The sequence below is a fragment of the Nocardiopsis sp. TRM 82005 genome, from assembly GCF_056312425.1.
This window is the reverse complement of the sequence record NZ_JBWDTQ010000020.1, coordinates 1-15,294: the sequence shown is the minus strand read 5'-3', so window position 1 is coordinate 15,294 and position 15,294 is coordinate 1. Positions and strand designations below refer to the sequence as shown.

Annotated in this window: 16 protein-coding genes; 3 read left to right on the top strand and 13 right to left on the bottom strand. The window is 68.0% G+C overall.

From position 1 onward, the window contains the following. Window positions 1–143 precede the first annotated feature (143 nt). The 6 genes from AC0T5L_RS16520 to AC0T5L_RS16495 all read right to left on the bottom strand — a co-directional run bounded on the left by AC0T5L_RS16520 (window position 144) and on the right by AC0T5L_RS16495 (window position 5,717). Window positions 144–479 (bottom strand): DUF2795 domain-containing protein, encoded by a 336-nt coding sequence (locus AC0T5L_RS16520; protein ID WP_476166381.1) that lies wholly within the window; start codon window positions 477–479, stop codon window positions 144–146. Window positions 480–758: 279 nt separating this feature from the next. Further along, on the bottom strand, window positions 759–1,853 hold the full coding sequence (locus AC0T5L_RS16515) for an LLM class flavin-dependent oxidoreductase (protein WP_476166380.1): 1,095 nt from the start codon (window positions 1,851–1,853) through the stop codon (window positions 759–761). Between the two features lie 132 nt (window positions 1,854–1,985). Beyond that, window positions 1,986–3,095 (bottom strand): ABC transporter substrate-binding protein, encoded by a 1,110-nt coding sequence (locus AC0T5L_RS16510; protein WP_476166379.1) that lies wholly within the window; start codon window positions 3,093–3,095, stop codon window positions 1,986–1,988. A 9-nt stretch (window positions 3,096–3,104) separates the two neighbouring features. After that, window positions 3,105–3,953, bottom strand: a complete 849-nt coding sequence (locus tag AC0T5L_RS16505) for an ABC transporter permease (RefSeq protein ID WP_476166378.1) — start codon at window positions 3,951–3,953, stop codon at window positions 3,105–3,107. 14 nt (window positions 3,954–3,967) lie between these two features. Then, complete coding sequence (locus AC0T5L_RS16500; protein ID WP_476166377.1) at window positions 3,968–4,771, bottom strand: ABC transporter ATP-binding protein; 804 nt, start codon at window positions 4,769–4,771, stop codon at window positions 3,968–3,970. Window positions 4,772–5,279: 508 nt separating this feature from the next. Then, on the bottom strand, window positions 5,280–5,717 hold the full coding sequence (locus AC0T5L_RS16495) for a hypothetical protein (protein WP_476166376.1): 438 nt from the start codon (window positions 5,715–5,717) through the stop codon (window positions 5,280–5,282). Between the two features lie 480 nt (window positions 5,718–6,197). On the opposite strand from AC0T5L_RS16495, the gene AC0T5L_RS16490 reads away from it, so the two are divergent. Continuing rightward, on the top strand, window positions 6,198–6,482 hold the full coding sequence (locus AC0T5L_RS16490; RefSeq protein ID WP_476166375.1) for a hypothetical protein: 285 nt from the start codon (window positions 6,198–6,200) through the stop codon (window positions 6,480–6,482). A gap of 49 nt (window positions 6,483–6,531) precedes the next feature. Here AC0T5L_RS16490 and AC0T5L_RS16485 read toward each other — a convergent pair whose 3' ends face one another. Further along, window positions 6,532–7,680, bottom strand: a complete 1,149-nt coding sequence (locus tag AC0T5L_RS16485) for an undecaprenyl-diphosphate phosphatase (RefSeq protein ID WP_476166374.1) — start codon at window positions 7,678–7,680, stop codon at window positions 6,532–6,534. A gap of 164 nt (window positions 7,681–7,844) precedes the next feature. Then, on the bottom strand, window positions 7,845–8,429 hold the full coding sequence (locus AC0T5L_RS16480; RefSeq protein ID WP_476166373.1) for a helix-turn-helix domain-containing protein: 585 nt from the start codon (window positions 8,427–8,429) through the stop codon (window positions 7,845–7,847). Between the two features lie 211 nt (window positions 8,430–8,640). Here AC0T5L_RS16480 and AC0T5L_RS16475 point away from each other — a divergent pair, with 211 nt between their 5' ends. Next, window positions 8,641–9,273: a class I SAM-dependent methyltransferase gene (locus AC0T5L_RS16475; protein WP_476166372.1), complete on the top strand. Its 633-nt coding sequence runs from the start codon at window positions 8,641–8,643 to the stop codon at window positions 9,271–9,273. Window positions 9,274–9,344: 71 nt separating this feature from the next. Here the strand turns inward: AC0T5L_RS16475 and map are convergent, their stop codons facing one another. The 5 genes from map to AC0T5L_RS16450 form a co-directional block, all read right to left on the bottom strand. Beyond that, window positions 9,345–10,127 carry a type I methionyl aminopeptidase gene (gene map, locus AC0T5L_RS16470; protein WP_476166371.1) on the bottom strand — a complete coding sequence of 261 codons (783 nt, stop codon included), beginning with the start codon at window positions 10,125–10,127 and terminating at the stop codon, window positions 9,345–9,347. Continuing rightward, window positions 10,036–10,545, bottom strand: coding sequence for an NADPH-dependent FMN reductase (locus AC0T5L_RS16465; RefSeq protein WP_476166370.1), 510 nt, complete (start codon window positions 10,543–10,545; stop codon window positions 10,036–10,038). Before AC0T5L_RS16465 ends, map begins: the two co-directional genes overlap by 92 nt. Window positions 10,546–11,003: 458 nt before the next feature. Then, window positions 11,004–11,504, bottom strand: a complete 501-nt coding sequence (locus AC0T5L_RS16460; protein ID WP_476166369.1) for an Hsp20/alpha crystallin family protein — start codon at window positions 11,502–11,504, stop codon at window positions 11,004–11,006. A gap of 455 nt (window positions 11,505–11,959) precedes the next feature. Continuing rightward, a complete protein-coding gene (locus AC0T5L_RS16455; RefSeq protein WP_476166368.1) occupies window positions 11,960–13,129 on the bottom strand; it encodes an MFS transporter in 1,170 nt (389 codons plus the stop codon). 115 nt (window positions 13,130–13,244) lie between these two features. Next, window positions 13,245–13,856, bottom strand: coding sequence for a TetR/AcrR family transcriptional regulator (locus AC0T5L_RS16450; protein ID WP_476166367.1), 612 nt, complete (start codon window positions 13,854–13,856; stop codon window positions 13,245–13,247). A 1,096-nt stretch (window positions 13,857–14,952) separates the two neighbouring features. Here AC0T5L_RS16450 and AC0T5L_RS16445 point away from each other — a divergent pair. Further along, window positions 14,953–15,129 carry a hypothetical protein gene (locus AC0T5L_RS16445; RefSeq protein ID WP_476166366.1) on the top strand — a complete coding sequence of 59 codons (177 nt, stop codon included), beginning with the start codon at window positions 14,953–14,955 and terminating at the stop codon, window positions 15,127–15,129. The last annotated feature ends 165 nt before the right edge of the window (window positions 15,130–15,294 follow it).

Below are 15,294 nucleotides of genomic sequence, written 5' to 3'. Positions count from 1 at the left end.
GGTCCTTCCGTTCGGGTTCGCCGCCTGACGTAAGGACGTCCGAAACGGGCGGGGCACCGAAGCAGGGGCCGACTCGCCGTACGCACCCGGGACGGTGGCGTGCGCGTCCCCGGGGTCGGCCGCGGCCGACCCCGGGGCGTGGATCAGGCCTTGCGGTTCTCGCCCAGCTCCTCCTCGATGGGGTTGACCGGCCTGGTCTCCTTCGTCGACTCGGACATGCCGGGCTTGCGGTGCTCCCGGCGGTGCTGCGCGCGGGCGGACTCGGGATGGGAATCCGGGTCGGACCGGGACAGAGGCACCGAGCGCAGTACCTCGTTGGGCTCGTTGTAGTCGGCGGGCGGAATCGACCGGAGAGCGCTGAGCAACTCCTCGTCGGCCTCCGCGTCCAGGGCGTGCTCCACGATCTGGTTCTTGCCCGCGGGGAAGCTCACCTCGCCCAGGATCTCCTGTAGCCCCTTGATGCCGTGCTTGACGCTCATCGTCAGTCCCTCCGTCTCATGCGAGGGCCGGGCCGCTTCGCGCCGGTCAGCGGCGGTGAGCGGCCTGACCTGCCAGGACACGAAGGCTGCTACCCGATCGGGCCGGGCTCAACCGTCAGGGCCGCGCCGACCCGCGCCCGGTCACCTCCACCCGGCCAGGCGAGCCGGGGCGGGCCGGGGCGGGCCGGCGAAGTGCCACCGCACATCCATGGCGAGCGCTGCCTTCCCCGGAGGGCCGCACGCTCGTCACGGACGGCCTGACACGCCGGTGAGGCCGTGTCAGCCCTGCTTCGCGGCCGCTTCCCGGTCCGGGCGCAGCAGCGGGAGGACCTTCTCCCCGAACTCCACCATGTCCACGTGGTAGTCGGGGAAGATCAGCATCAGGCCGTCGAGCTCGGCGTACTCCACGATCTCGCGGATGCGCCCGGCCACCGTCTCGGGCGAACCGGTGGCGAACGGCGTCTGGAACGCCTCGTCCTCGGGCCGCTCGGAGGTCAGCGACAGAGCCTTGTCCAGGGGCAGGCCCCAGGACAGCTTGAGGTTGACGATCGCGTCGACGTCCGCGCCGCGCCCGTACTCCAGCCTCCGCTCCTCGGCGGCGGCGTCGGTGTCGGCCATGATGACGGTGAGCATCGAGTACGTCTTGATGCTCCGCTCCTGCTTGGCGGCGCGCTCCTTGACGTCACGGCTGGCATCGCGCAGGCCGGGCAGGTCCTGCGCGGTCAGGAACGAGCCGTCGCAGTGGCGGGCCTGGAAGTTCAGTCCGGTGTCGGAGCGGCCCGCGCTGATCAGGGTCGGCGCCGGAACGGGGTGCGGGCGGGAGCGGCAGTCGTCGAGCTGGAAGAACTCGCCGTCGTGGGTCACCGAGTCCTCGGTCCACAACCGTTCGAGGACCGTGGTCCACTCCTCGGTGTACCGGTAGCGGTCGGCGTGGCCGAGGTCCTCACGCCACATGCCCATCTGCGCGAACTCGTCCGCGTAGGCGCCCACGACGATGTTCATTCCGGCCCGTCCACCGCTGATGTCCTGGAGGGTGGTGTACATCTTGGCGGCGACGGCCGGGTTGAACAGGTTCGTGTGGACGGTCGCCCACACCTTGACGTGCTCGGTGGCCTCGGCGAGCCCCGACATCATCGTCATCGACTCCAGGGTCTGTCCCCAGTGGTCGGTCGCGCCGTCGTATCCGCGCCACTTGCCCATGGACATGACGAAGTCGAGCCCGTAGGCGTCGGCGAGGACCGCGGCCTTCTTGTTGTACTCGTAGGTCGCCTCCGGGCGCGGCGCGGTCTCCGAGACGATCCACCCCCCGTTGCCGATGGGCAGGAAGACGCCGTACTCGGTGTCGGTGGCCGGAGGCCCGCCTGTTGTTGCCATCCTTGGCTCCTAGATTGTCGCTCTCGTGCGCTGTGCGCGTGGTGCGCTCCCGGCGCCGCGCGGACCATGTGCCGTGCGTTCCGCGTTCTGTACGCGGCACCGGGGCGCGTGATACTCGTTGCCGTCCGGTACCTACTCGCCGGGCCAGGCCACCTCCGTGGCGACGTGGACGGCCTCCAGGTAGCGGGGATCGAACAGGGGCTCCACGTCAGGCATCTCGTCGAGCTGGCCGTTGTCGACGAGGGTCTGGCCCTCGGCCTCGGTCAGGCCCAGGTCGATGTAGCCGACCACGGCGTCGTCGGGCGTGGAGGCGCTGACCAACTCGTGCTCGGAGTTCCAGACCCGCAGGTTGTGGTCGACCTCGTACCCGGCCTCGGCCAGGTCGGCGGCGTATCCGACGCACTCCTCGCCGTTCTCCTGGCAGTACGTGAACGCCTGGGAGAGCGCCCGCAGGTAGTCCTCGACCACCGTCGGGTTCTCTTCGGCCCACTCGGGACTGGTGGCCATCACGCCGAACGAGCCGACGATCCCGTAGTCCTCGGGGAGCCACTCGTTGTACTCCTCGTCCATGTCCGCGAGCAGGAACGGCTCGTTGGAGCGGAACGCGGTCAGCGCCTGCACCTGGTCGCGGGGCAGCACGCTGGGGTCGTAGCCGACCTCCACGATCTCGATGGAGTCCATGTCGACGTTCTCGGAGGCCAGCATGGCCTCCAGCGGCGCGGGCAGCATGCCCTTGTGGCCCAGGGTGGTGTCCTCCAGGTCGCTGAGCTTCTCGATGTCGGTGCCGGTCAACAGGCTGGAGATGGGCACGTGCCCGTAGGTGGCGACGCCGATGACGTCGTGCCCGGCCTCGTTTGCCTGGAGGACCTCGGCCTCGTTGCCCAGCGAGGTGAAGTGGGCGGTGCCCGCGGACACCAGCTGCGAGTTTCCGATGGTGTCGCCGCTGCCGGGCTGGATCTCCACGTCCAGGCACACGGCGTCGAAGTAGCCCAGGGCGTCGGCCGCGATGGCCTCCAGGATGCTCACGGAGGCCTGGTACTGGTAGCCGGTGATGTAGGTGACCGTCCCGGCCGCGCGGTTGGTCTCGCAGCGCTCGTCGTCGATCACGGCGGTGACCTCGGACGTTTCTTCGGTTCCCTCCTCCCCGGCGCACGCGGCGGTGAACAGGAGGACCGATGCCGCCGCCGTCGCCAGGATGGGACGTGAGCGCCGGTTACGGGGAGGCGAGGGTGGAGTGATCATGGGGGTTCCTTAGGAGGTGGTTCGCTGCTGGGACTCGTGCCAGAACAGCAGCCTGCGTTCGAGGATGGTGATGAGTGCGAGCATCAGCACGCCCATCACGGCCAGGCAGGCGACGGCCGCGTAGACGTACTCCAACCGGGCTGTCGCGGCTGCGTTGCGGATCATCGTGCCGAGTCCGCTTGAGGACCCGGCCGCGACGAACTCCGCGACCACGGCGCCCACGATGGACAGGGGGAACACCACCCGCAGCGCGGCGAGGGTGTAGGGGAGGCTGCTGGGGACACGCAGCCGGAGCAGTACCTCCATGCGGGAGGCGTGCAGGGTCGAGAAGACGTGCAGGACGGGAACGGACACCGACCGCAGGCCGGTGGTCACGTTGATGAGCACGGGGAAGAACGTGATGATCGCGGTGACGATGACCTTGGGGGTCATGCCGAACCCGAACGCCACCACCAGGGCGGGGGCGAGCGCGACGACGGGGGTCACGTTCAGGACCACCGCAAGCGGCATGATCGCGCGCCGCAGCAGTGGGACCTCCGACATCAACAGGGCGAGGACGAACGCCGTGCCCGCGCCGCAGGCCACGCCCAGCAGGGCGATGCTGAGGGTGGACCAGGCATTGGCCAGGAACAGCACGGGCTCCTCGACGAGGATGGCCCCGACCTCCGGCAGGGGCGGCAGGAGGTAGGGCTGGTCCGCCGCGACCGTCGACCAGGCGAAGCCGACGAGCAGCACCGCCACGGTGGTGGGCAGCCACACGCCCGGCCTCAAGGCGGAGCGGCGTGCGCGTGCGGTGCGGCGGTGCGTCGTGGAAGCCCTTCCGCCGGGACGGGAGCGCACGGGTGCACTGGTGGCCATGGTCTCTCCTCCTCTCACAGGGGGATGGGGTCGTCGGGGGCGGCTCCGGCCGCCCAGGCGGACTGCAAGGACGCGCGGACCCGGTCCTCCAGGGTGTGCATGAGCGGTCCGGTCACCACGGCCCTGTCACGTGGGCGGGGCAGGTCGACGGGCAGCACCTCGTGCACCCGGCCGGGCCTGGCCGACATCACGACGATCTCGTCGGAGAGGGTGACCGCCTCGCGCACCGAGTGGGTGACGAACACGACCGTCGTGGACATCCGCTCCCACAGGCTCAGCAGCTGGAGCTGGAGCGCCTCACGGGTGAACTCGTCCAGAGCGGAGAAGGGCTCGTCCATCAGCAGCAGGTCGGGCCGCAGGCCAAAGGCGCGGGCGATGGCGACCCGCTGCTTCATCCCGCCGGAGAGCGCGTGCGGGTACTTGTGCGCGGCGTCGTCCAGACCGACCATGCGCAACAGGAGGTCGGGGTCCTCGCTGCCCCGGCCGGACCGACGGTTGACCCGGGAGGGCAGGGACACGTTGCGCCGCACGTTCAGCCACGGCAGCAGGGCGGGGCTCTGGGGGACCAGGCCCACCGACTTGGCCTCGCACATGCTCTTGGGGGAGGAGCCGAAGACGGTGACGTCGCCGGTGTCGTGGTCCTCCAGCCCGGCGACCACCCGTAGGAGGGTGGATTTGCCGCAGCCGCTGGGGCCGATGAGGCTGACGAAGTGGCGGCGGGGGATGTCCAGGTCGATGCCGTCGAGTGCGGGGCGGTACGGGTCACCGCCCTCGTAGGTCTTGGTGAGTCCGCGTACCTCGATCTGGTCGACGCTCACGCGGCGTCCTGGTCTTCGAACCGGTGCACGCGGATGTGCGCGGGGCTGTTCGGGGCCGCGCGGCCCCCGGCTGGCCCGGGGCGGTCGGGTCGTGGGGATGCCATACCTGCTCCTTGGAATGTGTGGTCGGATGATTGCACACCGTGTCCTCGTGGTGGACGGGTGTCGGGAGGGCGGAGAGAACGCGCAGGTCACCGGGGTGCGGCGTCATCGACCGAACAGGAGGCCGGGCGGCACGGGAGCGGAACGGGACACACGGCGCGGCCCGGGCGGGCACGCGCGGCGGCTGGATCGCGGGGGGCCGTGGCGGTACGCGGGTTGGGAGCGCCGGTGAGCACGACCGCATGGGGAAAGACCCATGGGACACCCTCCAAATAGCTGTCTCCGGACATGAGGGAGCCGGGACCTTCGATGGAGAGCGGGCGGAAGCGAACATGTCGACGGCCCGCGGGGATCGTTGACGGGTCGAATGTTAGGGATTAATCATTAACACGTTATGAAGCGTTGATCACATACTGATATCGAGAACGCGAAACCTGTGTCGGTCGTCGACGAGAGCGACCGTGATCCGGTGGGTGGCGAAGGCCGCGGGTAGCCAGGCGCCGCGTCCGAAGAGCTTGGCGAGGGGCTCGCCCAGTACCAGGAGGACGCACGCGTCCGGGAAGTGGCGGTCGCGCAGCCAGACGAGTTTGAAGGCGTCCGCGATGACCTTGTTGCGCTGCGCTGACTTGACCGGCCCGTGCTGGGGCGCGAACTGGGCCAGGACGGTCGGCTGGTCTCCGTCGGCGCAGTCGACTCCGATTCGCGTGCCGTCCGCGAGCGTGAACTCGCGCGGAGTGAGTTCGGTTCCCAGATGGGCGGAGAGCGCCCTGGCCAGTTCGGTGGTGCTCTGCTGGGCCGGTCGTTTTATGTCCTCTGACGACGGACTTCTCGCTGAATGCCCCATAGTATGGAGACTTTAATGCACACAGGCCACGTGGGCACCGTGGTTATCTGTGCGTACCACGGGAACAAGGGGCTTCGGCGTTCCGACCTGGATCTTCCTGAAGTGCCCGTGTCGCGCCTCACATCATGTGCCTTCCGCGCCGAAGCCCCGCCCTGGCAGGCACTCCTGGCGTTGTCCCCGGCCTACGGGCCGGGCGGGCCGAGGATACTCGTCGGTAACAAAAAGGGGCGGATAAAGCGTACTGGAGTTCGCCCCCTTTTCGCTTTGGGGAAACGCCAGTTCAAGGAGGTGTTCACCCGGCCCCCGAGGGCGGTGCGGCCCGTTGTTCGTCCGGGCGGGAGATATGTTCCGCGAATGCCTGCGCTCCAATAGGCGGAACGGTGGTCGGCCCCGGCCCGGTGCCGGGTCGGGACCGACCCGGCACCGCGCATGTCACGGGCATGTTCCCGTCCGCCGTACTCCGGGAATGCAGGGGAGCAGGTGTTCCGGCCGACCAGCGACCAGGAGGCAGTGGTGGAGATCGTCCGTGCCGAGCATGTGGCTCGGCTGCTGCGGAAGGACGGAGACCCGGTGCTGATCGTCCACCGGGGCCGTGCCGAGGTCGTCGAGGCGACCGAGCTCGACGGTCCGCGTTACGAGGGCGCGCTGCGCGTGGCCGACCGAGAGGACCTCGCACCGGAGCGCGGCGGCGGGGAACCGACACACGAGGAGGCCGAGGCCCTCGCACGGCGGTTGGACACCGCGGTGAGGAACCTCGGCGGCTGACCGCGCCCCGGGGTCCGGCGGCGTACCCGCGGCCGGACCCATCCCCGGCCTATCCGGCATCCTTGGGGTCGTAGGCCTCTCCGGTGACCGGGTTGGTGGCCATTCCGGTCGAGGGGTCGTAGTCCACGTCCATCCCCAGGTCCGGGTCGTGGTACAGGCCGGTGTCGGGGTTGCGCGGAAGCCCCACCTCGGGGTCGACCTCCCAGCCGGTCACCGGGTCGACAGTCGGCTCGGACTCCTCGGAGGGCTCTTCGGAAGACTCGGTGGAAGGTTCGGCGGAGGGCTCCGAAGACGGTTCGGCGGCGGGCTCCTGCTCCTGCTCGGGCGTCTCCTCGGCGGCGATGACATCGCTCTGGGCCGGCTGGGACTCGTGGCCGCCCCGGGGGTCGAGCGCGCCCCAGCTCACCAGGGCCAGGATGAGGATGCCCAGGCCGACGCGGTAGTAGACGAACGGCATGAAGCTGTGTGTGGAGATGAAGCGCATCAGCCAGGCGATCACCACGAAGCCGATGATGCCCGCGATGACCGTTCCCACGATGGTGGCTCCCCACCCGGCGTACTCGTTGCCGCCGATGTCGGCCAGCTTGTACACGCCGGACCCGAAGACCGCGGGCAGCGCCAGCAGGAAGGCGTACTCGGCCGCCTCCTTGCGCTTGAAGCCGAGCAGCATCCCACCCGTGATCGTTCCGCCCGAACGGGAGACACCCGGGATCAGGGCGAGTGCCTGGAAGAAACCGAAGGTCAGGCCGCGGGGGACGTTGAGGTCCTCCAGGTCCCGGTGCTTGCGCGCGTACCTGTCCGCCATGCCGAGGAACACGCCGAAGATGATGAGGTTCAGCGCGACCAGGCGCAGGTCCCGGAAGACGCTGTCGATCTGGTCCTCCAGGAGCAGGCCGAGGATCACGATGGGGAACGACCCCAGGATGACGTACCAGCCCATGCGCGCGTTGATGTCGCTTCGCAGGTCCCGGTTGGCCAGCGACCTGGTCCACGTCGACAGGATCGCCCAGATCCGTTCCCGGAAGTAGATCACCACGGCCAGCTCGGTGCCGATCTGGCTGACAGCCGTGAAGGCGGCGCCGGGATCGGGCCATCCGAAGAACGCCGACACCACGCGCAGGTGCCCGCTGGAGGAGATGGGGAGGAACTCGGTCAGCCCCTGGACCAGGCCAAGGACGATTGCTTCGAAGATGGACACGGCGGGGTCTGCTCCAGGATACTTCGGTCGCTGGTGGGGCGAAGGCTGTCGCGGGCACGGCGGGCGTGCTCGGAGGAAAAGGAGGTGGTCCCCGAAGCTTACTGAGAACCACGGATCAGTACGTCACCGAGGTGTGAGCGGCACGTGTCAGGGAGCGGGAGCGGTCAGCCGCGTCGGTGACGGACCCTGATGTGGAAGCGTTCGCCTTGGGGGCCGAGGATGCTCAGGAACTCGACCGGCCGCGCGTCGGCGTTGCCGAACCAGTGCGGGAGGTGGGTGTCGAACTCGGCGACCTCGCCGGCGGTGAGGACGAGGTCCTGATCGCCGAGCACCAGGCGCAGCCGCCCGTTGAGGACGTACAGCCAGTGGTATCCCTCGTGGGACCGGAGTTCGGGTTCGAGATCGCTCGGGCCGGCCGGGAGGGTCTGCTTGAACGCCTGTAGTCCGCCGGGCTTGCGGGTCAGCGGAACGACGGTCATGCCGTTGCGGGTGATCGGCCGTGGATACACCCGTGGATCGCCGCTGGCCGGGGCGCCGACGAGTTCGTCGAGCGGTACCTGGTGGGCCCTCGCCAAGGGCAACAGCAGTTCCAGGCCCGGCTTGCGGTGACCGGACTCCAGCCGGGACAGGGTGCTGACCGGAATACCGGTGGTCTCCGACAGGGCGGTCAGGGTGGCTCCACCGCGGCGACGCAGCTCGCGTAGTCGCGGGCCGACCGCGCTGAGCACGGCGTCGAACTCATCGCTCATGCTTCCAGTGTGCTCACAGTTTTGCTGTTACCGCAAAGAACTTTGTCAAACTGTCATCAGTGGGGCAGGTTGGTCCCGGACGCGGTCGCGATGCCCCGGCGGTTCCAGCCCGCCTCCGCGAACGGATCCCGGGCGACCGGCTCCACGGCTCCCGACCACAGCCGGCCTCGACCACCGGGGCCGGGACCCCGACCACCCCGAGGCAGGGACAATGGACGCACAGTACTGGGACGAGATGTACCGCGGCCGGGACCAGGTCTTCAGCGGCGCCCCCAACGGGGTCCTCGTCGCCGAGGCCGCCGACCTCGAGCCAGGGCAGGCGCTCGACGTCGGATGCGGTGAGGGCGCCGACGCACACTGGCTGGCCCGGCACGGCTGGCAGGTCACCGCGGTCGACATCTCCCGGACCGCCCTCCAACGCGCCGCCACCACGGCCACGGACACCACCGGACGCGTGGCATGGGCGCGCGCGGACCTCACCGCCACGCCGGCCCCAGCCAACTCTTTCGACCTGGTCTCCGTCCAGTACTTTCCGCTTCCGCGCCAGCCGCACCACGCCGCGCTCCGCGGTCTGCTGGCCACCGTCGCACCCGGCGGCACCCTGCTCTTCGTCGGCCACGACCTCGCCGACCTGCCGCCACACCGGAAGCAGGACATCGCGAGCGACTACTACCAGCCCGCCGACATCGCCGAACTCCTCGACGACGACTGGACCATCCTGGTCGACGAAACCCGCCCACGCACCGCTCCCGCACCCGCGGGCACACACCACACCCACGACACCGTCCTACGAGCGCAGCGTTCACGGCCGCCCCACCAGTGGCTCCCCGAGCACCGGAGCTGACATCCCGGGGCCGGCACACGTGTCCGAGCTCCGGCCGGCGTGCCCTGGACCCAGGACGCCCGGTCGGCGGTCTAGTGAGCCAGGACTCGCTCGGTGAGGACGAGGGGGCCGTCCGCGGTGACGGCGACCGTGTGCTCGGAGTGGGCGCCCCGCGAGCCGTCGGCCGAACGGATCGTCCAGCCGTCCGGGTCGAACACGACCTGGTCGGTCAGCCGGGCGAACCAGGGTTCGAGCGCCAGGGTCATGCCCGCCTTCAGTTTGAGACCGCGGCCCGCGCGCCCCTTGTTGGACACGTGGGGCTCCTCGTGCATGGTCCGGCCGAGGCCGTGACCGCCGAACTCCGTGTTGACGGGGTAACCGTAGTCGGCCGCCACCGCGCCGATCGCGGCCGAGATGTCACCCAGGCGATTACCCGGGCGTGCGGCCTCGACGGCGGCGTCGAGCGCCACCTCGGTGGCGCGGACGACCCGCAGGTCCTCCTCCGCCGCGGTGCCGACGATGACGGTCCGGGCCGAGTCCGCCACCCAGCCGTCGATCCCGACCGCCATGTCCATGCTGAGCATGTCGCCGTCGCGGAGCGTGTAGTCGTGGGGCAGCCCGTGCAGGACCGCGTCGTTGACGGACAGGCACACGACGTTGCGGAACGGGCCCTCCCCGAATGACGGGGCGTAGTCCCAGTAGCAGGACTCCGCCCCGCGCCGGCGGATCATCTCCCGTGCGTGGTGCTCCAGGTCGAGGAGGTTGACGCCGACGTCTGCGAGGTCACCGAGTTCGGTGAGGACCTGGGCGACGAACTCCCCGGTGACACGCATGCGCTCGATCTCCCGCGCTGACTTCAACTCCATGACGGACATCCTCTTCTTGGTTGTTTACCGGCGCCCAGGAAGCCTTCGGCGCCCTCACCGGGACACCCCGGCCGGGCCGCCCGCCGGGGAGGGCCGTGATCGATACGACGGGACGTACGTCCAGACAGGGGCGGACGTCGTCGCGCAGCTCCTCCAAATGGTCCAGGGCGTTCTTCACCAGCCCCGACACCGCACCGTGGTACGCGGGAGGACCGATGACCACGGCATCGGATCCCCGGCCGGATTCGGCGAACGCCTTCGCCCCGGGCGCGGGTGGCGTTCCCGGATCGTAGGGAGCGAACTCCGCGAGCTCGGGGCCACCGAACGCCCCCGTGCGCGCGCCACCATCCTCCTCGACCGCCGCAAGTACGGTTCTGATCAGCTGTTCCGTACTTGAGCCCGCTCCGACCGACCCACCGGTGCCCACGATACTTCCCGCCGCGTTCCCCGCCCTCGCCCAGGCCGTTCCGGACGTGCCCGCCTCGGCCCGGGACTCCGGAGGGTCCCGCTGCCCGGAACCGGCTCCGAGACGTCGTCCCCAGGGCGACGGCCTTGCGGTCGGCGGCCACGTGCACCACCGCCCCGGTCCCGACCTCTTCTCGGCGGTTCTCCGGGACGTCGCCGGGGAACCCCGTGCGCGTTCCTCCAGCCCGGTCGGACGAGGTGTTCTCGGTCACCGCCCTGGTTCCCGAGCGCACCGGCCGCATCCTGGCCGCCCACGGTACGGACGGGGCGGGCGCCGAGTCCCATGGGCTCCCGGAAACACTTCTCATCCTCGTCGGCGCCCCGCCGGCGGATGGTCGAGCGGCCCTTCGCCTGGCTGGGCGAGTACCGGGGCACCGCCAAGGACGTCGTACCTCCTGTTGCGGGACGCCAGAGCGCGCTTCACGAGCCTGGGGGCCGGGGGAGGGGCACCTCCTCGGTGCTGTTGACCGTGACCCGGACCGTCCTCGGGGGGTGGGCCGCGTTGTTCACCGTGATCTCCAGCAGGCCGTCACCGAATACGGCATGGATGTCGTCGTGCTCCACACCTGCGGGCAGAGTGATTTCCTGGCGGAACGTGTCACCGAACCGCCCTGTGGCGTAGTAGACGGTGTCCCGGCCCGGGTCGTGTCGGCGCGTACCGGTGATGGTGAGGCGGCCCCGGGACGCGGTGACCTCCACATCCTCGGGCCGCACCTGCGGAATCTCGCAGCGGACCACCAGGTCGGTGGCGCGAGCGAAGACGTCCGTGTCGGGTTTCCAGGCGCCGATCACACTATGCGTAGTGCTCACATCGAGGCGGGCCATAGCGTCTGCTATGCGGTTCATCTCGCTGGCCAGGTCACGTACCCCATGGAAGAGGTTGCTGATTACTCGTCTGGGGTCTCCTACTGTGGTGTTCACGCTCTACTCCTTATCCACCATCGGTGTCGGCCCCGTAGGTCCTGACGTACGTGCTCGGAGCCGGAAGTGTTTGGTTTTCCCGCAAGGAACGGATCTTGGGTGCGGGAGTTCTCTTTTTCCGGTGACGGCAGGATTGGATCCTGGTCATCCAGCGCTGTGCCTCCACAGGTGTGGGTGTTGTGCAACGCGTACGCGGCTGCGCTCGAAAGGCCCGGGAAAATCGCCACCAGGGCACATCGTCGCCTCGAAGCGGCAGGGCCTGCCGCCCCCTGTGCTACAGGCTTCGCGCGGTCAGCGCATCTCATGCGGTGACCCGGGGTAGCTGGCCCGACTTCTCACTTAACTCTTTTGTTGAACTGAGGCGACCCCAATAAGGATTCCTTGGGGAAGTGTGCTGCTCGGGGCCAGCTGGCTTGATGGAAAAGCAAGGACTGCGAGTTATTTCGTCTGCCGGTCTAGGTTGTGGTTGCCGTGGTTGCCTGATCGGTTTTTCGGGTGGTTTCTTTCGTCGGTCGTGCAAGGAGCGTGAGGACGGTGATTCCCGCGGTGAGTAGGAACGCAGTTGAAAGGCCGTATGCATCCGCGAACGCTCCGAGTGTTCCCGGCCCGACAATGGTGCCGATCCCGAGGAAGAACACGGCCGAGCTGAACCCGGTCGATGACTGCTCGGGGAAGACCTGGTAGGCCCAGACCGCGAGTAGTCCGGAACCAGCCATGAACGCTGGACCGTACAGTATGGCGGACGCTGCGATGGCAGGTAGCGATCCTGGTGCCACACCCAGCAGGGCGATGGCGATCCCCATGGCCAGGAACAAGTACGCTTGCGTCCTCCGCAACCCTTGTCGGGCGATGAGGACCCCGGTAAAGACACCGGCGGTGCCCGCGATTCCCATGATGGTCCAGAAAATTGGGCCGGTCGTATCTCCTTCCGGCATGCCCTGTGATACGGCAGCGACCGCGAAGGTCCAATAGAACGAGCCGATGAGTCCGTACGAGAGTGCTGTCAGGTACAGCGGGACGGCCTGTCGACGGGCGAACCAGCTCAACCGGAACCGTGGTTGGGAACCCTCCGAGGAACGGGTTCGATTGGGGCCCTTGGGCAACAGCCACGCGTCATAGAACGTTACGACGACGGCCACGACCGCGAAGGCCAGCCAAGCCAGTTGCCAGGCGGGCCCGCCCATGAGGATCACCACCGGGCCGGTCACCGCTACGGCGAACGCCGTGCCGGTCGGAATGAGCGCCATCACGAGCTCGCGCTTCTGTTCCGGAACCAGACGGACGACGGCGTCTGACCACGGTGCCCAGGCAAAGCCGGGACTCATGCCGGCCAGCACCAGCCCAGCCGCCAACACGCCGATACTGTCGGCGAGGGCCACCATTAACATGCCGCCGGAGGCCGATACGCCACCAGCGATGATCAACGGGCGGGGGCCGATCCGGGAGGACAGGAAACCGACACACAGCAACGCGACCAGGTAGCTGACGTATGTCGCGCTTCCTATCAGTCCCACCATGGAAACAGATACATCAAATTCGCGGCGAATCTCTGGCAGAAAGAGCCCGTAGCCGTACCGGGCGAACCCGAAAGTTATACCCTGTGCTGCCAGTCCCGCGATTCCCACTCTCCACACGATTGACAGCCGATGGTTCCCTTCTTCCGCCATTACGGCCTTTCTTTTGTGTCTTGACGCAGGGCTTGATCGGCGCCGCTCGGTTTACGTGAGGGCGGCAGTGGGGTTATGCATCGCCAGAATCTTTCGGCCATGAATCGAGAAGCGTTTCTACCACGACGCGGGCCTTGCCGATGGCGTCATCCACTATTTCGAGGGCGTGGGTCGTGGTCGCGCCCTCGTAGAGCATGAGCAGGGTGTCGACGAGCCTGTCGGCGTCCGCGAACCCCGCGCGCAGCGCGAGGGCGCTCAGGTCCGCGCGCAGCGCCTGCTTGTGCGCGGTCACCACCGCCCGCGCCGGGTGCCCGCTGCTGGCGAGCTCGGCGGCGGCATTGGCGAATGAGCATCCCCGGAAATCGGGCTCGGCATGGCAGGTCCCCAACGCGTCGAACACCGCGAGGATCCGGGCCCGAGGGTCCTCACCGGCGGCGTCGAGCGTCTGTTCCAGCAACCGCCGCCAGCGCGCGTCCCGGGACTCCAGATAGGTGACCACCAGGGCTTCCTTGCTCCGAAAGTGCTTGTAGAAGGTCATCCGGGCGACGTCGGCCGTCTCGATGATGGCGTCGACGCCTGTCGCGTCGATGCCGCGCGTGTAGAACAGCTCGTCGGCGGCGGACAGCAAACGGGCTCGAGCGGCGGAAGGACGACGACGCCTTCGTTGCTGTGGTGTGGTGTTCATGACTAAAATATACAGGGCGTTCTATCTACTTGTCATCCATGCGACGCACTCGGGATTCGACTCGGCCGCCCCCGCCGTGAAGCAGTCGCTGCGCCCCAACGATCGATCTCATCGGTGATTTCGGCCTGCCCGAAGCGCCCGTGGCGGCCCGGCGGGGTGTTGTTCGGCCGGGTGCGGCCCCGTGGGGAGCGAGGTCCTCGCGAGGTGGGAGCGCCCATCTCGCGCTGGGGAGCCTGTATGGAGCTCCTCCGAGGTTCCGGGCACGAGAAAACCCCAGGTCGGTGGCGGTGATGAACACGCTCTGACCTGGGGTTCCGTGTGGTAGGGCCCCAGGGGATCGAACCCTGAACCCGCGGATTAAAAGTCCGCGTGTGTACGGGCGGAACGTCCCGTTATACGGCGATTTGTTCCGGCTCATCCGGGCGGCGGTATCCCCCTACGTGCCACCGGAGACCACCCCGTGCCATGGTGTCCCGGAACAGCCGAGCAACCACCGAGCATTTCCTACGGTCAGCGAGGCGCGGATCAAGTCCGCTGGTGACTCGAGATGGGCTTCCTGAAGTTAATGGCTGAAGTGCAGGTTGGGATGCCCGAAAGTTCTCACGGCGCTGCCATGCCGTCGTAGCAGCACCGCCCACCGCTGGGTGACCTGACCTGAGGATGGGATCTCAAGACAGGACTGGTGGTCGGTCACAGTGTGTTCTCTGGCCGCATGCGACAACCTCCACCCGGCCACAAGATGAGCGGTCTACCGTGACGGCTAGGCGCACACCTACTCCCACCAGCCGCTCTGGTCTGCCGTCTTCGCGGTAGCGCTGGCCGCACGTGATCTGGCGCCGAGTGGGCGCAACGGATGTGGGTCCGGGGCCGCATGTGGCCAACTCCGTGCCGCGTAGTTGAGAGCTCTTGCGTCAGTAGACCGGGCTCTTCGGCAGTTCAGCACCTGCTTCTTTTGTCAACGGGACGGAAGCCACAAAGATACGTTGTTCATAAATATGTTCCCTTTGTCCATGTATTAGGTTTTTGCGACGTTTGCCCACGTGGGCTGAGCGAGTGTTAAGTTGAAGGCAGTCGACTGCAGAGAGTGATGTACATCATGAAACCTACAGCGCACTTGGCCTTCGGGTCGGGCGCGGCTGCGCTGGCCGCTTCGACCCTGGCCTTCAACCTTCCCTACTACGCCATCGTGGCGACTGCGGCCCTGATCGGTGTGCTGGTTGTATGGCTGGCACTGACGGTCCGTAGTATCCGGGCCTGCAAGTCGCCTCTCTGAGACAAAAGGAACTCATGAAGCTGTTTCGTACCGGGTTCTTTACGAGTTGGTGCGTGATAGCCGGTGAGGCGTGATGGCCCTGTCTGCCGTGCTTTTCAGATGTTCGCGGTGCGGTCGGAGACCAGTCCGGCGATGGCCTGATAAGTGGCCGGGAGGTTCTCGCGC

What these genes read in the sequence shown, in the direction of transcription:
- AC0T5L_RS16480 (WP_476166373.1), bottom strand. Translation starts at nt 8,429, where the DNA reads ATGAGCGATGAGTTCGACGCCGTGCTCAGCGCGGTCGGCCCGCGACTA.
- AC0T5L_RS16450 (WP_476166367.1), bottom strand. Translation starts at nt 13,856, where the DNA reads ATGAACACCACACCACAGCAACGAAGGCGTCGTCGTCCTTCCGCCGCT.
- AC0T5L_RS16520 (WP_476166381.1), bottom strand. Translation starts at nt 479, where the DNA reads ATGAGCGTCAAGCACGGCATCAAGGGGCTACAGGAGATCCTGGGCGAG.
- AC0T5L_RS16515 (WP_476166380.1), bottom strand. Translation starts at nt 1,853, where the DNA reads ATGGCAACAACAGGCGGGCCTCCGGCCACCGACACCGAGTACGGCGTC.
- AC0T5L_RS16510 (WP_476166379.1), bottom strand. Translation starts at nt 3,095, where the DNA reads ATGATCACTCCACCCTCGCCTCCCCGTAACCGGCGCTCACGTCCCATC.
- AC0T5L_RS16505 (WP_476166378.1), bottom strand. Translation starts at nt 3,953, where the DNA reads ATGGCCACCAGTGCACCCGTGCGCTCCCGTCCCGGCGGAAGGGCTTCC.
- AC0T5L_RS16445 (WP_476166366.1), top strand. Translation starts at nt 14,953, where the DNA reads ATGAAACCTACAGCGCACTTGGCCTTCGGGTCGGGCGCGGCTGCGCTG.
- AC0T5L_RS16495 (WP_476166376.1), bottom strand. Translation starts at nt 5,717, where the DNA reads ATGGGGCATTCAGCGAGAAGTCCGTCGTCAGAGGACATAAAACGACCG.
- AC0T5L_RS16475 (WP_476166372.1), top strand. Translation starts at nt 8,641, where the DNA reads ATGGACGCACAGTACTGGGACGAGATGTACCGCGGCCGGGACCAGGTC.
- map (WP_476166371.1), bottom strand. Translation starts at nt 10,127, where the DNA reads ATGTCCGTCATGGAGTTGAAGTCAGCGCGGGAGATCGAGCGCATGCGT.